This is a genomic window from Lacipirellula parvula, assembly GCF_009177095.1.
Classification (GTDB): domain Bacteria; phylum Planctomycetota; class Planctomycetia; order Pirellulales; family Lacipirellulaceae; genus Lacipirellula; species Lacipirellula parvula.
Genome location: NZ_AP021861.1, coordinates 4760530 through 4776841, shown reverse-complemented (window position 1 = coordinate 4776841; position 16312 = coordinate 4760530). Strand labels below are relative to the sequence as shown.

Below are 16312 nucleotides of genomic sequence, written 5' to 3'. Positions count from 1 at the left end.
CCAGGGTTGCGCCAATTACATGCGCGGGGAGTTTGCTTCGCTGCATCATTAGTCGCCTTTCAAGAGAAGTGAGAAAAGAAGTTCGCTTCAGGCTGATTCATCAGAGGAGAGCGGGGTCCTTGGGGGACGGTTAAATGTGTTAATTCGATATCCCTCACGGGTTGTTGGATTTAGGCGTTCTTGGGCGGAGCGGCGGTGGAGCCGCGCACGATCAGTTGCGTTTTCACTTGGATCGACGTCGGCGGTTGATCTTCGGACAAACCGTCGCTCGTGAGACTGCGGATGATCAACTCGGCGCCAAGCGTGCCGATCTGGTTCGCGTCGAAGCCCACCGTCGTCAGTGGCGGCGTCATGTACTTCGTCGCGAACTTATCGTTGAAGCCGATCAGGCTGAGGTCGGCGGGGATTTTCAGCCCGTATTGCCACATCGCGTGGCCGATAAGCGTCGACTCGAGATCGCTATAGCAAATGAGTCCCGTCGGCCTAGCGCCGCCGCGCGTGAGGACCGAGATCATTTCGTCTTCCGAGCAATGCCAGAAGTTGGGCTCCAGCCCCTCTTCCGTCATCGCGGTTTCGAAACCTTGGAAGCGTTCTTGAATACTGCAGTGCGGCTTGACCGTGTTGTGAACGTACAGCCCGATGCGGCGATGGCCGAGCGCGATCAAGTGACGGGCCGCGGAGTAAGAGCCGGCGACGTCGTCGACGACAATGTGCGGCAGATCGCAGTCGGAGTTGTCGCCCAGCAGCACGCAGGGGAGCGCAGCTTGGCGGATGCCGTTGCGCACTGGTTCCGAGAGTGGCTGGAACGTGACGCATCCGTCAACGTGCCCGCCGAGCAGCAGTTCTTCCCAGTCGCCCCCTTCGTCGACGGGGACGAGGAGAAGGTGATGATCGTGCTTCCGCAATTCGCGGACGAGGCCTTGCAAGACCTTATCGTTGACGCCTTCGAACACCCACGCGTCGTCGGTGTAGAGGAGGCCGACTCCCTTGGTGCGTTGCTCAGAGAAGGCCCGCGCCCGCAGGTTCGGGCGATAGCCGAGGCTGTCGGCGATTTGCCGGATGCGGGCCGCCCGTTCGGCGCTGTCCTTGCGATCGCCCTTCGTGTCGCCGCGGAGGACGCGGGCGACTGTGGAGCTCGAAACCCCAGCCTGGCGCGCGATGTCGTAAATCGTTGCGGGCATCTTGGTCACGGTTCTGTGGAAGACGCTGGGGTTTCAGTTGGCAGGTCAGTTTGCCAACTATATGCCACCGGTCGCAGGTGCGGGGCCGGTTATGCGTATTCCAGTGAATAAACCCGAAGAAAAGCCGAAAAGATGAGTTGCCACCGATGGCAATTTGGTCGAATGTGCCACCGGTGTCAATTCTATTTCCAGCCCGTTCGTTGATTTTGCAAACGGGCGGCAGAAGGGCCGAGAAGTTTTGCAGGGAGAGCGAAGAATCTTCGAGCGCCACTTAGCTGCTAGATTCCTCGCTCCGCTCGGAATGACTCCGCACGCAATGGCAAAAGTCTCACTGCGAATTAGCGTGATGTTGCGGAGTGGTCGACCGGCAGCAACTGCGAAGCAAGCGCATAGATCAACGCCCCGTTCCAGTTGATGGCGATTTCGTTGGTTCGATAGTCCTCCGTGGCGTCGGACCAATCGGTCGCCTTCGGGTTGGGGCCGCCGACCAGATAGCCAGGCCACGGCGCCGCCACGGCGTCGCCAGCCGATTGACGATCATGGGGAAACAGCGGCGGTTGCCCGCCGAGGCCCGTGACGAACGAGCGGCCGAAGCAGTTGCGGCCGAATAGATGATTGAGCCCGTCGAGCATGGCGTGGCGATAGGCTTCGTTGCCGGAGAGTCGGTAGGCGGCCTCGAGTCCGGTCGCCTGACGAGCGACCGTGCCGTTGCAGCCCCAGTAATATTTCGTGAACGGCCGCGCGTACCCATGACTCGCCGCCGCCGCGACCGTCTCATCAGCCGCGGCGATGACGCCTTTGTGCAATCGCTCGAGGAGCTCGGGGTTTCTCCCTTCGCGTTCAGAGAAGAGATAAGTCAGCAGTCCGAGATTCTTAAGATGCTGCCAATCCCAGTCGACGTCGAAGTTCGGATGAGCGGCGAGGCGCTCTTCAAGTTCAGCTAAAGCGGCAGCATCGCCGGTCGTCTCCCACACTTCCGCCGCGGCCCACAGGCGGTCGTCGCCGTCTGGTGCATGGTAGCCGCCGGTGTTGAATGCCGATTGGTCCGCCTCGTGGTCTTCGGGGTGCTTTCGCAAGAACTCCGCACTGCGGAGCGCAGCCGCCCGGCACCGGTCAGCAAACGTCGCGTCGTACGGTGCGTAGAGCCGCGCCGCTTGGGCCATCGTCGCGGTGAACGCGGCGGTCGCCGCGCTGCTCCAAGGGGCGAGGTAACGCGGATCGCTGTCGCGGTCCGAGGCAATCAGGCCGCCGAAGTTCAGCGCGCTTACCTTGTGATAGACCGAGCCATCGTCGGCTTGCATCGTTAGCAGCCAATCGAGTTCCCATTTGATCTCGGCAAGGAACTCGGGCAGCTTGGAATCCGTCGGCGGGATGTCGAGTTTGATCTGTTGAATCGCCGGCCCAAAATCTTCCCAAGCGCGGAACATCATCCCCACGGTCGCGGCCGCGTTGACGACGTACTTGTTGTAGTCGCCGGCGTCGTGCCAGCCGCCGACGCTCGCCCGCTGTACATGGCCGCCGCCGACATGGTCGAGGTAAGCGTCCTCGAGATGGCAGGGGCCATGCTCGAAGTGGGCGCCTTGGTGATCGCCGGAGACCGGCATGCCGCAGCGCCACAAATACATCGCCCGCGTCGCCACGCGGAACGGCTCGTGGTAAAGGTTCTCTGCAACGTGAAATCTTGTGCGTTCGCCCGAGTCGACGAGCACGATTTCGTACTCACCCGCCGCGGGGGCGAGTTTCGTGAAGTCGGCAGTTGCGAGCTGTTCGCCGGTGTCGGCGTTCGGCTGCGGCGCCGACAGATCGCCCTCCCACACGACCGCCCCGTCGCGGAGCCGGCGGATCTGATACTTGCCCCCGTCCGTGGTGACTGCAGCGACCGTGGCGACCATCGGTTTGCCAGGCAGGTAGCCGATGGTGTTGAGGCGGATCGAGGGGGCCGTTGGCGGAGCAGCTTGATCATCCGCTGCCGCATCGGCTGCCAGCACGGCGAGCAGGCACCAGGTCGAACAGAGCCAGCGGAGACCAGGCATCGGGCTTTTCCCGGGGAATTGCGTCAGATTCAGGGCGCGGGCGAAAAGTCGTACGGCGTTTATAATCGAACGGGAGCGACGGGGCAAAATAAGGGCGAATCCCTTCCCCTACCCCTCCATTCGCCCAGTTTCTCGGCAATCAGGAAAAATGTTCGAAAGCTGGTGACAATTCGCCAGCCAAGCGGCCAGTTCCATACTGAAAGGAATGGCGCCCATTTATGCCCCATCACAGCCGAACCAGAACCGACGAACTCCTCACCGCGGCCCAAACGGGTTCCGTCGAGTCGTTGGGCGAATTGCTGCAGCTTTACACAAACTACCTAAAGCTCCTCGTCCTCGCCCAGCTGGAGAAGAATCTGCGGGTGCGGGTGAGTCCGTCCGATGTGGTGCAGGAAACATTCTTCGAAGCCCACCGCGACTTCCCCCAGTTCCGCGGGCAGAGCTCGGCGGAATTCATCGCCTGGCTGCGGAAGATTCTCGTTAACAACCTCTGTCGCGTCGTCGAGCAGCACGTCCTTGCCGAAAAGCGGGACGTTCGCCGCGAGGTGTCATTGGAACGGCTCGCCACGGCGCTTGAGCAATCGACCGCGCGGCTGGAAGCGGTGATTCCTGATCCAGGATCTTCGCCAAGCGCCGGCGCCCATCGCCGCGAGGTGGAGCTTGTGTTGGCCGACCAGCTCGCGGAATTGCCAACCGACTACCGTGATGTGATCGTGTTGCGGCACATCGAGGCGTTGCCGTTCGAAGAGATCGCCCGCCGCATGGAACGCTCGTCTGGCGCGGTGCGAATGCTGTGGCTGCGGGCCGTGAAGCAACTTCGTGAGCGGCTCGGCGCCCGGGGGGTGGTATGACCGCCGGCGGCAACGAAGACGAAACGATCGTCTCCCCCCAGATCGAGGCGCACAGTGAACGACTGGCGACGATCCTCGATCAATACATGAGCGAGCTTGAATCGACAGGGCTTCCGCCCGACGTCGAGCGGCTCGCGGCGGAATATCCAGACCTTGCGGATGAGCTGCGGTCGTACGCCGATAGCTTGCAAGTTCTCCACCAGATGACGACGAACCTCCGTCCCGCTGCAGCGACGCGGCCCGACGAGGTGATGACGGGCGGGCAACGGCCCAAGCGGCTGGGCGACTACGAAATCATTCGCGAAGTCGGCCGCGGCGGCATGGGCGTCGTTTACGAAGCACGGCAGCTCTCGCTTAATCGTCAGGTCGCGCTGAAGGTGCTGCCATTCGCGGCGATGCTCGACGAGCGGCAGATCGCGCGCTTCCGCACCGAAGCGCAAGCGGCCGCGCAGCTCCATCATCCGAACATCGTGCCGGTTCACGCCGTCGGCCAAGAGCGGGGCGTCCATTACTTTGCGATGCAGTTCATCGCTGGGCAGTCGCTGGAGCACGCCATCGACGACCTGCGTGGTTACGCAACTCCCAGCGATCCGACGATCTCTCACTCGCACGCCGCCGCGGTGATGAAGGCCGCGGAACGTGAACGAGAGACGGCGATCGACTCGGCGTTCTCCACGCGAGTGTCGACGCATAGTCGCACTTACTGCCATAGCGTCGCCCGACTGATGCTGCAGGCGGCTGATGCGCTCGATCACGCGCACCAGTTGGGCGTCATCCATCGCGACGTGAAGCCGTCGAACTTGCTGCTCGACCGCAACGGTAAGCTCTGGATCACCGACTTCGGGCTCGCTCGCATTCAATCCGATTCAGGCGTAACGATTTCCGGCGACATCGTCGGCACGATCCGCTATATGAGCCCCGAGCAGGCGGCAGGCAACTCGGCCTTCGTCGATTGCCGTACCGACGTCTACGCGCTCGGCGCGACGCTGTACGAACTGCTGACGCTTCGTCCCGCGCATGTCGGCAGCGGCCGCCAGGAGATTTTGCAGCAGATTGAATCGGTGGAACCCGTTTCGCCGCGCAGTTTGAATCCAGCAGTGCCGTACGACTTGGAAACAATCGCGCTGCGAGCCCTCGCGAAGTCGCGTGACGAACGGTATCCCACGGCGAAGTCCCTGGCGGATGATTTGCGTCGCTTCCTCAACGGCGAACCGACCGAAGCCCGCCGGCCGACTCTCACCGACCGTGCCGCCAAGTGGGCGTTGCGGCACCGCAGGTCGGTAGCCTTGGCCGCCACGTTCCTTGTAGTGCTCACCTGCGTCTCCGCCACCTCGGCGCTGATGATCGCACAGGGCGAGCGTCGTACCAAGGAAGCGCTTGCCGCTTCGGAAGCGAACCGCCAACGAGCGGAAGAGCACTACCAGCAAGCCCGACAAGTGGTCGATCGCTTCGGCACGGTCGCGAACGATCTGGCGCGTCTTCCTGGCGGCGAACCATTGCGGCGCGATCTGCTCAATGACACGCTCGAGTACTACCGTCAGTTCATTGCGCGGGCGAACGGTGACGCGCTGCTCGCCTCAGATATGGCAGGCGCCTACAACAAGGCCGCCGTCATTGCCGAGGCCCTCGGCGAACGCGACGATGCACTCCAATTCTGCCGGCAGTCGCTCGCGCTGTTCGATCAACTCATCGCCGCGGCGCCCGAGGATGAGTCGCTGCGCGCCCGACAGGCAAATACTTACAACAGCCTCGGCCTATTGCTGGCGGCGATCGGCGAATCGCAAGAAGCTCTAGATTCCTACGCGAAGGCGGTCGCCTTGCAGCAAGCGATCGCCGACCGCGAGCCGGGCGCCGACGCACCTGAGCAAGCGCTAGCCGAAACCTACAGCAACCTGGGCCTGCTGCAGGGGCAATTGGGCGAGAAGCCGGCCGCTCGCAAATCGCTCAGTGCGACGATCCGCTTGCTGGGACAATTGCTTGAGGCAAAACCAAACGACGTCGATTTGCGGCACGATCTGGCGATTGGCTTCAACAACCTCAGCTTCGTCGAGCGCGGCGATGACTGGAGCCACTCCGAAGCATCGTGCCGGAACGCGATCGCATTGCTCGACAAGCTTGTCGCCGAGAACGATTCGCGCGATGCGTTCCGCAGCGACCTCGCGCTGTGCCAAAACAATCTCGGCGCCATCCTCGGTCACCGCAAAGATTGGGAACAAGCGTGCGTCTCGTACCGTAAAGCGATCGATTTACAGCGGCAGCTGGCGCGGAAGTCGGGCGCCGTCGTGCTCTACCGCCGCGACTTGGCGGTGTTCTTGAACAACCTCGGCCAAGCTCAGCAGGAACTGCAAGACTTTTCGGGCGCCATCGAATCGTTCGCCGCATCGGAAGAAATCGCGCTGCAGCTCGCGCAAGACTATCCGCGCGAGCTCACCTTCCGCAGCCTGGCAGGGGCGGTGTTGAACAACCGCGCGATGGCGATCGAATCGTCGGGCCGCGCGGAGGAATCGCTTCCCGTGTACCAGACGTCGATCAAGCATCAGCAAATCGCGTTCGACGCCGCTCCGCAAATCGCCGAGTATCGCGAATTCCTCAGCAAGCACTTTTTCAATTACGCCCGAGCGCTCCGCGCAGCCGGACGCTTACAGGATGCGGCCGACGTGACGCTACGGCGCCGGCAGCTATGGCCGAAGGATGGCGAACATCTGGGCAAAGTTGCGAGCGAGCTAGCAGAGACAGCTACGCTCCTGCGCGAAATGGACGCCGGTGGCGAGAGAACGCCGGACGAACCAGAGTCGCTCGCAGCTGTGGAAACGGCCACCGTTGAAACTCTCCGCCAAGCGGCGGAACAAGGGAACGATCTAGCCGCGTTGAAAAATGAGGCCGCGTTCGCTTTTTTGCACGATCACCCGATTTGGGTTAAATTAGAAACTCCTCGCCAGCCGCTCGACGGATCGCCGTAGCGATTCGCCGCCAGACAGGATGTCGCCGCTGCCACCAGCTTCGGACCATACGATATGGGTCGCCTTTTCCAATGGATTCGCTCCGTCTCGACTGCTCGCGCCGCCAACGCGCGGAGCGCAGCATTATCGCGCCGTCGGTTGCGGTTTGAGCGCTGCGAATCGCGGATCGCGCTGTCGACGAACGTCGGCGATTTGAAGACTGAGTTCGACGGGAGTGAGCAGTTCGCGGCGACTGATGGCGGGCTGATCTCTCTTTCCTTCGATTTCAGCACTGTCGCCGCGAGCGAAAGCGCCATCGGCACGTTCAACGTGGAAGATTTCAAAGATCTCCGCGATCAGACGTTCATTCTCAGTACAAACGGCACGCTCTCGATTAGCGGCGAAGCGCTGGTCAGCGTGGTCAGAGGCCGCCTCGAAGATATTTTCGTGACGAGGGAGTTCAACGACGGAACCCTAACCTCGTTCGGCGAATCATCGCTATCGAACAATAAGGGGTTCGACGTCCCCGGCTTGACGGCTGACGGCGATTACAATCTGACGCTGCAATCGCCGGAGCAGTCGTCGCCGTCTATCAACAGCGACCTCTCCGTAATCCCGACGCCAATGCCGTCGGAGCAGCCGAGTCATGGCAGCAACGAGGGAGGGCAAATCGCGCTGACGCCGTTCGTGGCGCCGACGGGTCTTACGCTCTCGAACGGGCACGGAACAGAGGGCATTGCGCGGGCGAAGTCTCGCCTCGAAGAGCTTAGCGGCCGTGGCGAAGCGCGCAGCGACGAGGCGATTCGCAGCGAAGGTCTGCGCGGCCGGGCCGTGGTCTACGAAGTAGCGGACGCCGCGAGTACGAGGCTGCATTTTGCGGATCAGCCCGAAGGCGACGTCCCTGCGGACGATCGTGCTGAAATCGAGTTGGCTTCCCTGACAACGCTATCGCCGGCGTCGTTCAACAAGCGGGAGCAGCAGACGGCTGAAGCCGCTCACGCACCAGCGACGCCAGCCGCCGCTGAAGAAGCGGCGGTTGCCGAAGAGGCGGGCCTGCCGCCGGAAGTCGTCGACTTTTTGGAGGCAATCGAACTCTCAAGCCTGAACGGCGACGACGTGGCCGTCGCGCCAATGTTGAACGGGACTTCTCAGAGCGACGCCGCTAAGTACGACGCTGCCTTCGCGGAATGGGGAACCGAAGGCTCCCTCGCGTCGGCGGATGTTCATGCGGATTCTAACGACCACCGCGATCGGCGTATGCTTGGGCTGGGCGCCGCGGTGGCGTTAACGTTCGTTCCGCTACGGAAGGCCTGGCGTCGCCGTGGCGAGGCAAACCTGCCGGCAGCGAACCATTATCACAAGTAGCGTCGCTGCAGCCTGCTAGCGAAGCGAGCGGCGCTTATTTAGCGTTGCTTGGAACGCATCAGCGATGCCAGCGGCAAACTGGCGGCGAGCGCCGCATACGCCGCGAACATCGACGGCGACGAGAGTCGCTTCTCAAAGCCTGGCGTGAGCCGTCGCGGCACGACGTGGTAGTCAACCACGTAAGCCGCTGCGGCCGTGGCGACGCCGCCGAGAAGCGCTCGCGAAACATTCCCGTTCCGGGCGGCTCGGCCGAAGCCAAGTTCGTAAACAGCCGCCCACGACGTGATCGCCGCGGCGTTCAAGGCAGCGCCGGTAAGCGTATACTTCGCAGATAGTTCGTCGTGCTCCGCCGCTTCGTCGCCCCAGGCGATGTGGCTCACCGCGTTGACGGGGGCGGCGCTGCTATCGTTTTCCAGCGCGCCGCAGGCGGCCACCGCGGCCGTCGTCGCAGCAGTAGCCGGGGCTGCAGTTTGCAGGGTACGCGCCACGAAATCAGCAAGAAGACTCATCGCATCGCTCCAATTCAAGAATTGTTGGCAGGCGTTGAATGGACTGCCAACGCTAGGAGCGAATGCCGTGCCGTCCGAATTACGGCTTCAAATGAAACGCCTTGAGCGAGGCGGCGTCCGCCGATAGCGTAATGACCCCGCAGGTGGCGCAGAGCCGGGCCAGGACCGTCACGGATTTCGGCAGGTATTCGTTGGGGCCGGTTGGGCGAAAGACAATCGGCTGGAACGCGTCAACCGTTCCCTCGTGTAGATCGCTGCCGCCGCATTTGTCGCAAGTGGAGGGATTCATCTGACTGACGCCGTTACCTGATGAATCAGCTTGGAAGCGACGGCTGCAACCGTCGATTCCATGCGAACGAGAAGAAGTGGAGCCAAGGGGGATCGAACCCCTAACCTCTGCCTTGCAAAAGCAGCGCTCTCCCAATTGAGCTATGGCCCCGTCGCGAACGACTCACTCGCCGCAGCTGGTCCGCGGCGAGACTCACGATTCTACGATGCTTTGGGCGCTTTGCAAAGTCGCTGTCTCCATGTAGGAAAACGCCTGCATTTGCCGCGATCGATTCGATATGACGGCACGGGAACGCTGAATCGCGTGGGCGAATTGCGTCGTGCGGCAGGATGCTCCACAATGGGAACGCGACGCCACCACGCTCCTCCGGAACAGAGCAATCGATGCAATCGGAATCATCAGGGGCCGCTGCGGGCGGCAAAGCGGCGGGGAATTCCCAAGGCGAGGCGGCGGCCAATCGTGTTTGCAACCTAAGGGCGGCGTTGGAACGCCTCGATGGCGACGGCGATTTGCTCGGGATGCTGATCACGGTCTATCTAGAAGATAGCGTTGAGCTGGAGACGCGGCTGCGCGGCGCCGTCGAGAAGCAAGATGCAGCGGCCTCCGAGCGAGTCGCGCACAGTTTGAAGGGGCTGGCGGCGAACTTCGACGGCCTGCTGGCGGTCGATGCGGCCTTTACGATTGAAGAGGCGTCGCGACGGAAAGAGTGGGCAGCGGTGCACGCCGCCCTCCCGACGCTGGAGCAAGCAGGCGCGCAATTGCGTCAAGCGCTGGCTGAGCATCAGCAATCGCGCTAGCTCCCGCAGCCGCCGTGTTTACATGATTTTCAAGGCATCGCGTCAATCGACGCTTGGGCGACTGCTGCTCGCCGTTGCTTGCCTGTGTCTGCCCGTTCATTGTTTGCCGCCTCTTCTCAAAGCATGATCTAACGCGACGCCAAAAAACTCGCTTACTATTCGCTCGCGTTCCCGCTGAACATGTAGCCGCTCTCGCTGAGGACGCTCTTCAGCACCGTGTTGCCGCCGTTGACCGAAAGCGTTTGGCCGGTGACGAACCGCGATTCCTCGCTGGCGAGGTAGATGACCGTCGGCGCCACGTCGTCGGGAGTTCCCATCCGGCCGGCGGGGACGTTTTCGAGGTACCCGTTCATCTGCTCCTTCGAGTAGTGGGCATGTCGTTCGACGGGGATCCAACCGGGAGCGATCATGTTGACCGTGATGCCGGAGCCGGCGAGTTCGCGAGCGGTGCTGAGCGCGAGGCCCGTCTGGCCACCCTTAGCAGCGACGTACGCGCTGAACGGCGACGAAGCGAGTGCGAGGACCTCGCTCGTGATGTGGATGACGCGACCCCACTGCTGTTCCTTCATGTGCGGCAGGCACGACTTCATCAACAGCACCGGGCTCTTCACGAAGAAGTCGAGCATCGTTTGGAAGAAGTCCCATTCGTACTCTTCAAACGGCAGCTCCGGTTGAGCGCATGTCGCGTTGATCACAAGGATGTCGATCGGCCCGAGCGTGTCGGCGACTTCCTGACACATCCGGTCGACGTTCGCCGCGTCGGTGACGTCGCCGCGGACGATACATGACTCTTGCGAGACCGATTGCAGATCGGCGAACGCAGCCATCGCCGTGCTGTGGTCGTTGGCGTAGTTCATCGCCACCTTGGCGCCAGCTTGGGCCAGCGACAACGCGATTTGCTTACCGAGACCGCGAGTGCTGCCAGTGACGAGGGCGACGCGTCCGTCGAGTCGGAAGGCTCTGCCGTTGTTGGACATGATTGATATCTTTCGATGCTGACGAGTGAAGACGTACTAATAGTTAATACGAGATGAGTGAAAAGTTTCTCACAAATTACGAAATAATCTCTTTAATCGGTTCCGTATGCTCGACGCCGACAAGTTTCTGATCGAGTCCGCGGAAGAAGTAGCTGAGGGCGTTGGGATCGAGGCCGAGTTGGTTGAGCACGGTGGCATGCAGCCGTTTGACGTGCATCGGCTGGTCGACCGCGACGCTGCCGATTTCGTCGGTTTGGCCGACGCTCACGCCCCCCTTCACGCCGCCGCCGGCCATCCACATCGTAAAACCCATCGAGTTGTGGTCGCGGCCCGTGCCGACGTCGTACTCGGCCGTCGGCTGGCGGCCGAACTCGCCGCCCCAGACGACCAAGGTTTCTTCGAGCAGGCCGCGCTGCTTGAGATCTTTCAAGAGGCCCGCGATCGGCAGATCGGTCGCGCCGGCGTGCTTCGTGTGGTTCGCAACGAGGTCGCCGTGGGCGTCCCAGTTGTCGTCGTTGTGCGAACCGCCCGAGTAAACTTGGATGAAGCGGACGCCTCGCTCCACTAACCGGCGAGCCAAGAGGCACCGTGTGCCGAACTGGCGGGTCTGCTCGTTGTCGAGGCCGTAGAGCTTCTTCGTATGCTCGGTCTCTTGGCTCAGATCGACCGCCTCGGGGGCGTGTTGCTGCATCTTGTAGGCGAGCTCGTAGGTCGAGATCCGCGACGCGAGGTCGGCTTGATCGAGCCGCGGCTGGCGATGACGTTCGTTCAGCTTCGCCAGCGTGTCGAGCAGGTCGCGCTGCAGCGGCCGCGTCGTGCCTTCGGGCAGCTTGAGGTCGTTGATCGGCGAGCCGTCGGGCCGAAACACCGTCCCCGCATACGTCGCCGGCATGTAGCCGCTCGACCAGTTCTTCGCGCCGCTGATCGGGCCGCCGGTGTGATCGAGCATCACCACGTAGCCCGGCATGTTTTCATTCACCGAGCCGAGGCCGTAGTTGACCCAGCTGCCGATCGACGGGCTGCCGCTTTGCAGCTTGCCCGAGTTCATCATCAGCATCGCCGAGCCGTGGATCGGCGACTCGGCCGTCATCGAATGCATGAAGGCGATGTCGTCGACGCAGTGGGCGAGGTTCGGGAACAGATCGCTCACCCACTTGCCGCTTTGGCCGTACTGCTTGAACTTCCACCGCGGCTCGACGATGCGGCCTTCGTTCTTATGCCCGCCGCGGCCGTGGGTTTTCACGGCGATCGTCTTGCCGTCCATGCCGACCATCGTCGGCTTGTAATCAAACGTGTCGATGTGGCTCGGGCCGCCGTACATGAACAAGAAGATGACGCTCTTCGCCTTCGCGGAGCCGGGGGCAGGCTTCGGGGCGAGCGGATTGGCCGCGGCGCCAAGGGCTCCGTCGGCCGACAGCAGCGACGCGAGCGCCGCCGCGCCGAACCCGCAGCCGCTCTCCCACAAAAACTCCCGCCGCGTTCGACCGCAGAAGTTGTGCATGTGATTAGTCATCGCTTTGCTTTCTCTTCGTCTTCTTTGCGCCTTCGCGCCTTTGCGTGAGATCTTAATGAAGATGGTCTCACGCAAAGGCGCGAAGGCGCAAAGGAATGCGGGGGAGATTTAGTCTAGGTACAGGAATTCGTTTTGGTTGAGCGCGACTAGGCACCAGTAGCGGAGGGCTTCTTGCGGGTCGCGGTTGTGTTCTTTTGTGAGTTGATTTAATAGCTCGAGGCCGTCGGCGATTTCTTCTTTGGTCGCTTCGCGGCCTAAGGTGATTTCGATCGCGCGGGCGACTTGGTCTTTCGGATCGTCGCCCGCTTCGGTGCGGACGCGATTGGCGAGGTAGCCGGCTTGCTCGTTGGCGAACTGGCCGTTGAGCATTGACAGCGCTTGGCCCGGTTGGGTTGTGTTGAAGCGTGCTTCGCAGCTGGCGTCGACGTCGGGGAAGTCGAATGCCGTGAGGAGCGGCGTCAGCAGCGAGCGCTTCACGTAGATATAGACGCTGCGTCTCGATTGTTCTTTGGACGACGACTTGCCCCAGCCTTGGCCTGGCATCGACTGCGTGGCGAGGACTTCGGGCGACATCTCGGGGTAAAAGCTCGGGCCGTACATCTCAAGGTTCAGCTTCCCGCTAGCGGCAAGCGTCGCATCGCGGAGTTCTTCGGCGCCGAGGCGGCGCAGGTCAAATCGCCAGAGATTGTCGTTGAGCGGATCGGCGGCGAGCGCGACGGCGTCGGCCTGGCTCGACATCTGGTAGGCGCTACTGGTCATGATCAACCGGTGGAGCGGCTTCAGTTTCCACTCATGCTCGGTGAGCCAGATCGCGAGCCAATCTAATAGTTCGGGATGCGTCGGCACGTCGCCGAGCTCGCCAAAGTTGTTCGCCGAGCGGACGAGGCCGCGGCCAAAGTGGTGCTGCCAGACGCGGTTCGCGATCACCCGCGACGTGAGCATGTTGTCGTTGGACGCGATCCAGTCGGCGAGCACCTTGCGCCGGCCGGCCGAACGCGCGCCTGCCGGCGCTGCGGGAATCGTCGGCTGCTCGACGCCGAAGAGTTGCGGGAAGCGGGGTTCGACCACTTCGCCCGGGACGTGAGGGTTGCCGCGGACGTTGAGGTGCGTTGGCTCGGGATGCGCGTTGCAGCGCGCGAGCGCGAGGGCCGACTCTGGTTCGCCGAGTTCGCGCAGCTCGGCGTGCGCCGCGTCGAGCCGCTGCCGCGTCGCTTGGTACTGCTCCCACTCCGACGCGTTGAGATACTTTTTTAGCTTACGTTTCAGCAGTCGCTCGCGATCGTGCGTTTCGCTCCGGCGCTGGTCGGGAGCTTCCATCCGCTTGACGCCGACCTCTTCCATCGAGACCACTTCACGATTCACGAGGTCGGCCTGCTCGCGGAGCTCGCGACGACGTGCCGCCGTCTCCGGCGGGCTCAGATCCCACTGATTGCATGAGGTCTGGTCGCCGCGATCGCCGTAGGAGGTGACGTCGCCGAAGAACGCCGCCATTCCGTAGTAATCCTTCTGCGGGATCGGATCGATCTTGTGATCGTGGCAGCGGGCGCACCCAACGGTGAGGCCGAGGAACGCCTGGCTGGTTGTCGCGATGAGATCGTCCATCTCATCCGAGCGCGCCTGGACTGAATCGGCCGGCTCGTCGTCCCAGATTCCGAGGCGATAGTAGCCGGTGGCGATGATCGAATCACGCGTCACCTCGTCAAGTTCATCGCCCGCGAGCTGTTCTTTGATGAACTGATCATACGGCTTGTCGTCGTTAAAACTGCGGATGACGTAATCGCGGTACTTCCAAGCGTTCGGTTTCTGGCCGTCGCGCTCAAAGCTGTTGGTCTCGGCGAAACGGACGAGGTCAAGCCAATGCCGGCCCCAACGCTCGCCGTAATGGGGCGACGCGAGCAGCTTGTCGATTAACTTCTCCCAAGCGTCGGGCGATTCGTCGTCGAGGAATTCCTCAAGCTGTTGTTCAGTGGGCGGCAAGCCGGTGAGGTCGTAGTAAGCGCGGCGGCAGAGCGTTCGCTTATCCGCCTTCGGCGCCGGCTGCAGATTATTCGCCTCGAGCTGCGCGAGGATGAATGCATCGATTGGCGTTCGCACCCACGCCTTATTCTCGCCCTCAATCACCGGCGGCTCGTGCTTTTCTGGAGCGACGAACGCCCAATGCTTCTGATACTCCGCACCTTCGGCGATCCAGCGACGGAGCACGTCAATCTCGTGCTCCGTGAGCGGCTTACCTTCCGGCGGCATCCGCGTGAACTCATCCTCTGCAGTGACTCTTGCGAGCAACTCACTCGAATCAACGTCCTTCGGCACGATCGCAAGTAGGCCCGAATCAAGCTCCGCGAGGGCGTGCTCGCGGCTGTCGAGCCGGAGGCCCCCTTCGCCCGAGTCGGGACCGTGGCAGGCAAAGCAACGGCGGGCCAAGATCGGCTTCACTTCACGAGAGAAGTTTACTGGAGCCGCATGGGACGACTCGACGTCGCCGACTAACAAGCCGAGGAACGCAATCGCCGACAACAGACGTGCAGCGGTCGCAGCGCGTCGCAGCGTCGTACGCACGTCGGCAGTGGTCTGCTCGTCACTCATATCATCATGCCATTTCGCTTCTTTACGTCGATGGCGTTCGCCGCGCTGATCGAGTTTCCGCCCGCAGCCGCTGCGCCGACGGGGGCCGACCCATTGCTGCGATACTGTCCGGGGGTGCGGCCGGTCTCGCGCTTGAACACCACGCTCATGTATTCGGGGTGTTCAAATCCGGCGAGGCCGGCGATCTTTTCGAGCGAGAGGTTCGTTGTCCGCAACAGTTCCTTGCACCGCTTAATCTGCACCATGCGAATCTCGGCCTGCGGCGAGCGGTTGAGCAACTTGCGGAAGTTTCGTTCGAGCCAGCTGCGCGACACCGACAGGTGGTTCAGCAGATCGGTGACCGTGGCGCCGTCGCAGGCCCGTTCGCGGATAAAGCGAAGCGCCGCCGCAAGAGTTGGATCGGAAACGGCGAACACATCCGAAGACTGCCGCACGGCGATGCCGAGCGGCGGGATCTCGATGTCGAGCGCGGCCGGCGTTTCGCCTTGCATCATCCGATCGAGCCAACCAGCCGCTTCGTAACCAATGCGCTCCGGATTGGGGATGATGCTCGAAAGAGCCGGGTTGCAGAGATTGCAGACAAGATCGTCGTTATCGACGCCGATCACCGCGACTTGTTCGGGGACCGCGAGATCGAGCCGGGCACAGGCGTCGAGAATGTGTTGGCCGCGCATATCATTCGTTGCGAAGACGCCGACGGGACGCGGCAGCGAGTTGATCCACTCGACGAGCCGTTGCTGATCGCGCTTCCAAACCTGCAGACCGGCGCTCGGCGACTCGTAGACGCTCGTTTGAAAGCCGGCGTGGCCGATCTCGGCGATGAAGCCGTCGCGGCGACGCTGCGACCAATGCTCGCCTTCGAACCCGCAGCAGGCGAAATGCTCGAAGCCTCGCTCCAATAGGTGTTCAGCCGCCATCCGCCCGATGGTGACTTGGGCGGAGCCGATCCGCAGCAAACCAAGATGGGGATGGATGTCGCCGAGATCGATAGCGGCGAGATGACGCCGCTTGAGGAGCTTGATCGACTCGGGGCTCGCTTGGCGGGTGATAATGCCGTCGCCGTTCCAGCGTTTGAGGAAGCCGGGCAGGTCGCTGCCGAGTTCGTGCTGTTCGATATAGATCGACCAAGGCCGGTTGGCGCGGAGGTAGCGCGAGACTCCTTCCAGGAGTCGCCGTCCGTAAACGAGGGACGTTTCAATGTCGAGGGCGACGCGTAGGCGCTCGGACATAGGCCAAGATTCCGCAAGGTGCGCTGGCCGCACCAGCACAAAGCAT

At 62.3% G+C, this 16312-nt stretch carries 12 protein-coding genes and 1 tRNA gene; 4 read left to right on the top strand and 9 right to left on the bottom strand.

Annotation, left to right across the window (positions count from 1 at the left end; translation table 11 throughout):
• Nucleotides 1-170: 170 nt before the first annotated feature.
• Nucleotides 171-1181, bottom strand: coding sequence for a LacI family DNA-binding transcriptional regulator (locus PLANPX_RS18720; RefSeq protein WP_152100203.1), 1011 nt, complete (start codon nt 1179-1181; stop codon nt 171-173).
• 338 nt (nt 1182-1519) lie between these two features.
• Entirely contained in the window at nt 1520-3214 is a 1695-nt protein-coding gene (locus tag PLANPX_RS18715) for a glycoside hydrolase family 9 protein (protein ID WP_152100202.1), read from the bottom strand.
• 218 nt (nt 3215-3432) lie between these two features.
• On the opposite strand from PLANPX_RS18715, the gene PLANPX_RS18710 reads away from it, so the two are divergent.
• The 3 genes from PLANPX_RS18710 to PLANPX_RS18700 are packed head-to-tail and all read left to right on the top strand — an operon-like array spanning nt 3433 to nt 8369.
• On the top strand, nt 3433-4065 hold the full coding sequence (locus tag PLANPX_RS18710) for a sigma-70 family RNA polymerase sigma factor (RefSeq protein WP_152100201.1): 633 nt from the start codon (nt 3433-3435) through the stop codon (nt 4063-4065).
• On the top strand, nt 4062-7025 hold the full coding sequence (locus PLANPX_RS18705) for a serine/threonine-protein kinase (RefSeq protein WP_152100200.1): 2964 nt from the start codon (nt 4062-4064) through the stop codon (nt 7023-7025). The genes PLANPX_RS18710 and PLANPX_RS18705 overlap by 4 nt, the downstream gene beginning before the upstream one ends.
• 54 nt (nt 7026-7079) lie before the next feature.
• Nucleotides 7080-8369, top strand: a complete 1290-nt coding sequence (locus tag PLANPX_RS18700) for a hypothetical protein (RefSeq protein WP_152100199.1) — start codon at nt 7080-7082, stop codon at nt 8367-8369.
• A gap of 38 nt (nt 8370-8407) precedes the next feature.
• Here the strand turns inward: PLANPX_RS18700 and PLANPX_RS18695 are convergent, their stop codons facing one another.
• The 3 genes from PLANPX_RS18695 to PLANPX_RS18685 form a co-directional block, all read right to left on the bottom strand.
• Nucleotides 8408-8878 (bottom strand): hypothetical protein, encoded by a 471-nt coding sequence (locus PLANPX_RS18695; RefSeq protein WP_152100198.1) that lies wholly within the window; start codon nt 8876-8878, stop codon nt 8408-8410.
• A gap of 79 nt (nt 8879-8957) precedes the next feature.
• Nucleotides 8958-9167 carry a hypothetical protein gene (locus PLANPX_RS18690; protein WP_152100197.1) on the bottom strand — a complete coding sequence of 70 codons (210 nt, stop codon included), beginning with the start codon at nt 9165-9167 and terminating at the stop codon, nt 8958-8960.
• A gap of 77 nt (nt 9168-9244) precedes the next feature.
• Nucleotides 9245-9317 (bottom strand) — tRNA-Ala (locus tag PLANPX_RS18685).
• 233 nt (nt 9318-9550) lie between these two features.
• On the opposite strand from PLANPX_RS18685, the gene PLANPX_RS18680 reads away from it, so the two are divergent.
• Nucleotides 9551-9964, top strand: coding sequence for an Hpt domain-containing protein (locus PLANPX_RS18680; RefSeq protein ID WP_172992170.1), 414 nt, complete (start codon nt 9551-9553; stop codon nt 9962-9964).
• Nucleotides 9965-10119: 155 nt separating this feature from the next.
• Here the strand turns inward: PLANPX_RS18680 and PLANPX_RS18675 are convergent, their stop codons facing one another.
• From PLANPX_RS18675 to PLANPX_RS18660, 4 genes are all read right to left on the bottom strand, one after another.
• Complete coding sequence (locus tag PLANPX_RS18675) at nt 10120-10941, bottom strand: SDR family NAD(P)-dependent oxidoreductase (RefSeq protein WP_152100195.1); 822 nt, start codon at nt 10939-10941, stop codon at nt 10120-10122.
• Nucleotides 10942-11017: 76 nt separating this feature from the next.
• Entirely contained in the window at nt 11018-12454 is a 1437-nt protein-coding gene (locus PLANPX_RS18670; RefSeq protein WP_152100194.1) for a DUF1501 domain-containing protein, read from the bottom strand.
• Nucleotides 12455-12562: 108 nt separating this feature from the next.
• On the bottom strand, nt 12563-15037 hold the full coding sequence (locus PLANPX_RS18665; protein ID WP_152100193.1) for a PSD1 and planctomycete cytochrome C domain-containing protein: 2475 nt from the start codon (nt 15035-15037) through the stop codon (nt 12563-12565).
• A complete protein-coding gene (locus PLANPX_RS18660) occupies nt 15034-16266 on the bottom strand; it encodes a XylR family transcriptional regulator (protein WP_152100192.1) in 1233 nt (410 codons plus the stop codon). Before PLANPX_RS18660 ends, PLANPX_RS18665 begins: the two co-directional genes overlap by 4 nt.
• Between the last annotated feature and the right edge of the window lie 46 nt (nt 16267-16312).

Bases quoted from the DNA above. Each gene is read 5' to 3' on its own strand.
- PLANPX_RS18695 (WP_152100198.1), bottom strand. From the start codon at position 8,878: ATGAGTCTTCTTGCTGATTTCGTGGCGCGTACCCTGCAAACTGCAGCC.
- PLANPX_RS18715 (WP_152100202.1), bottom strand. From the start codon at position 3,214: ATGCCTGGTCTCCGCTGGCTCTGTTCGACCTGGTGCCTGCTCGCCGTG.
- PLANPX_RS18680 (WP_172992170.1), top strand. From the start codon at position 9,551: ATGCAATCGGAATCATCAGGGGCCGCTGCGGGCGGCAAAGCGGCGGGG.
- PLANPX_RS18720 (WP_152100203.1), bottom strand. From the start codon at position 1,181: ATGCCCGCAACGATTTACGACATCGCGCGCCAGGCTGGGGTTTCGAGC.
- PLANPX_RS18660 (WP_152100192.1), bottom strand. From the start codon at position 16,266: ATGTCCGAGCGCCTACGCGTCGCCCTCGACATTGAAACGTCCCTCGTT.
- PLANPX_RS18665 (WP_152100193.1), bottom strand. From the start codon at position 15,037: ATGAGTGACGAGCAGACCACTGCCGACGTGCGTACGACGCTGCGACGC.
- PLANPX_RS18675 (WP_152100195.1), bottom strand. From the start codon at position 10,941: ATGTCCAACAACGGCAGAGCCTTCCGACTCGACGGACGCGTCGCCCTC.
- PLANPX_RS18705 (WP_152100200.1), top strand. From the start codon at position 4,062: ATGACCGCCGGCGGCAACGAAGACGAAACGATCGTCTCCCCCCAGATC.
- PLANPX_RS18690 (WP_152100197.1), bottom strand. From the start codon at position 9,167: ATGAATCCCTCCACTTGCGACAAATGCGGCGGCAGCGATCTACACGAG.
- PLANPX_RS18710 (WP_152100201.1), top strand. From the start codon at position 3,433: ATGCCCCATCACAGCCGAACCAGAACCGACGAACTCCTCACCGCGGCC.
- PLANPX_RS18670 (WP_152100194.1), bottom strand. From the start codon at position 12,454: ATGACTAATCACATGCACAACTTCTGCGGTCGAACGCGGCGGGAGTTT.
- PLANPX_RS18700 (WP_152100199.1), top strand. From the start codon at position 7,080: ATGGGTCGCCTTTTCCAATGGATTCGCTCCGTCTCGACTGCTCGCGCC.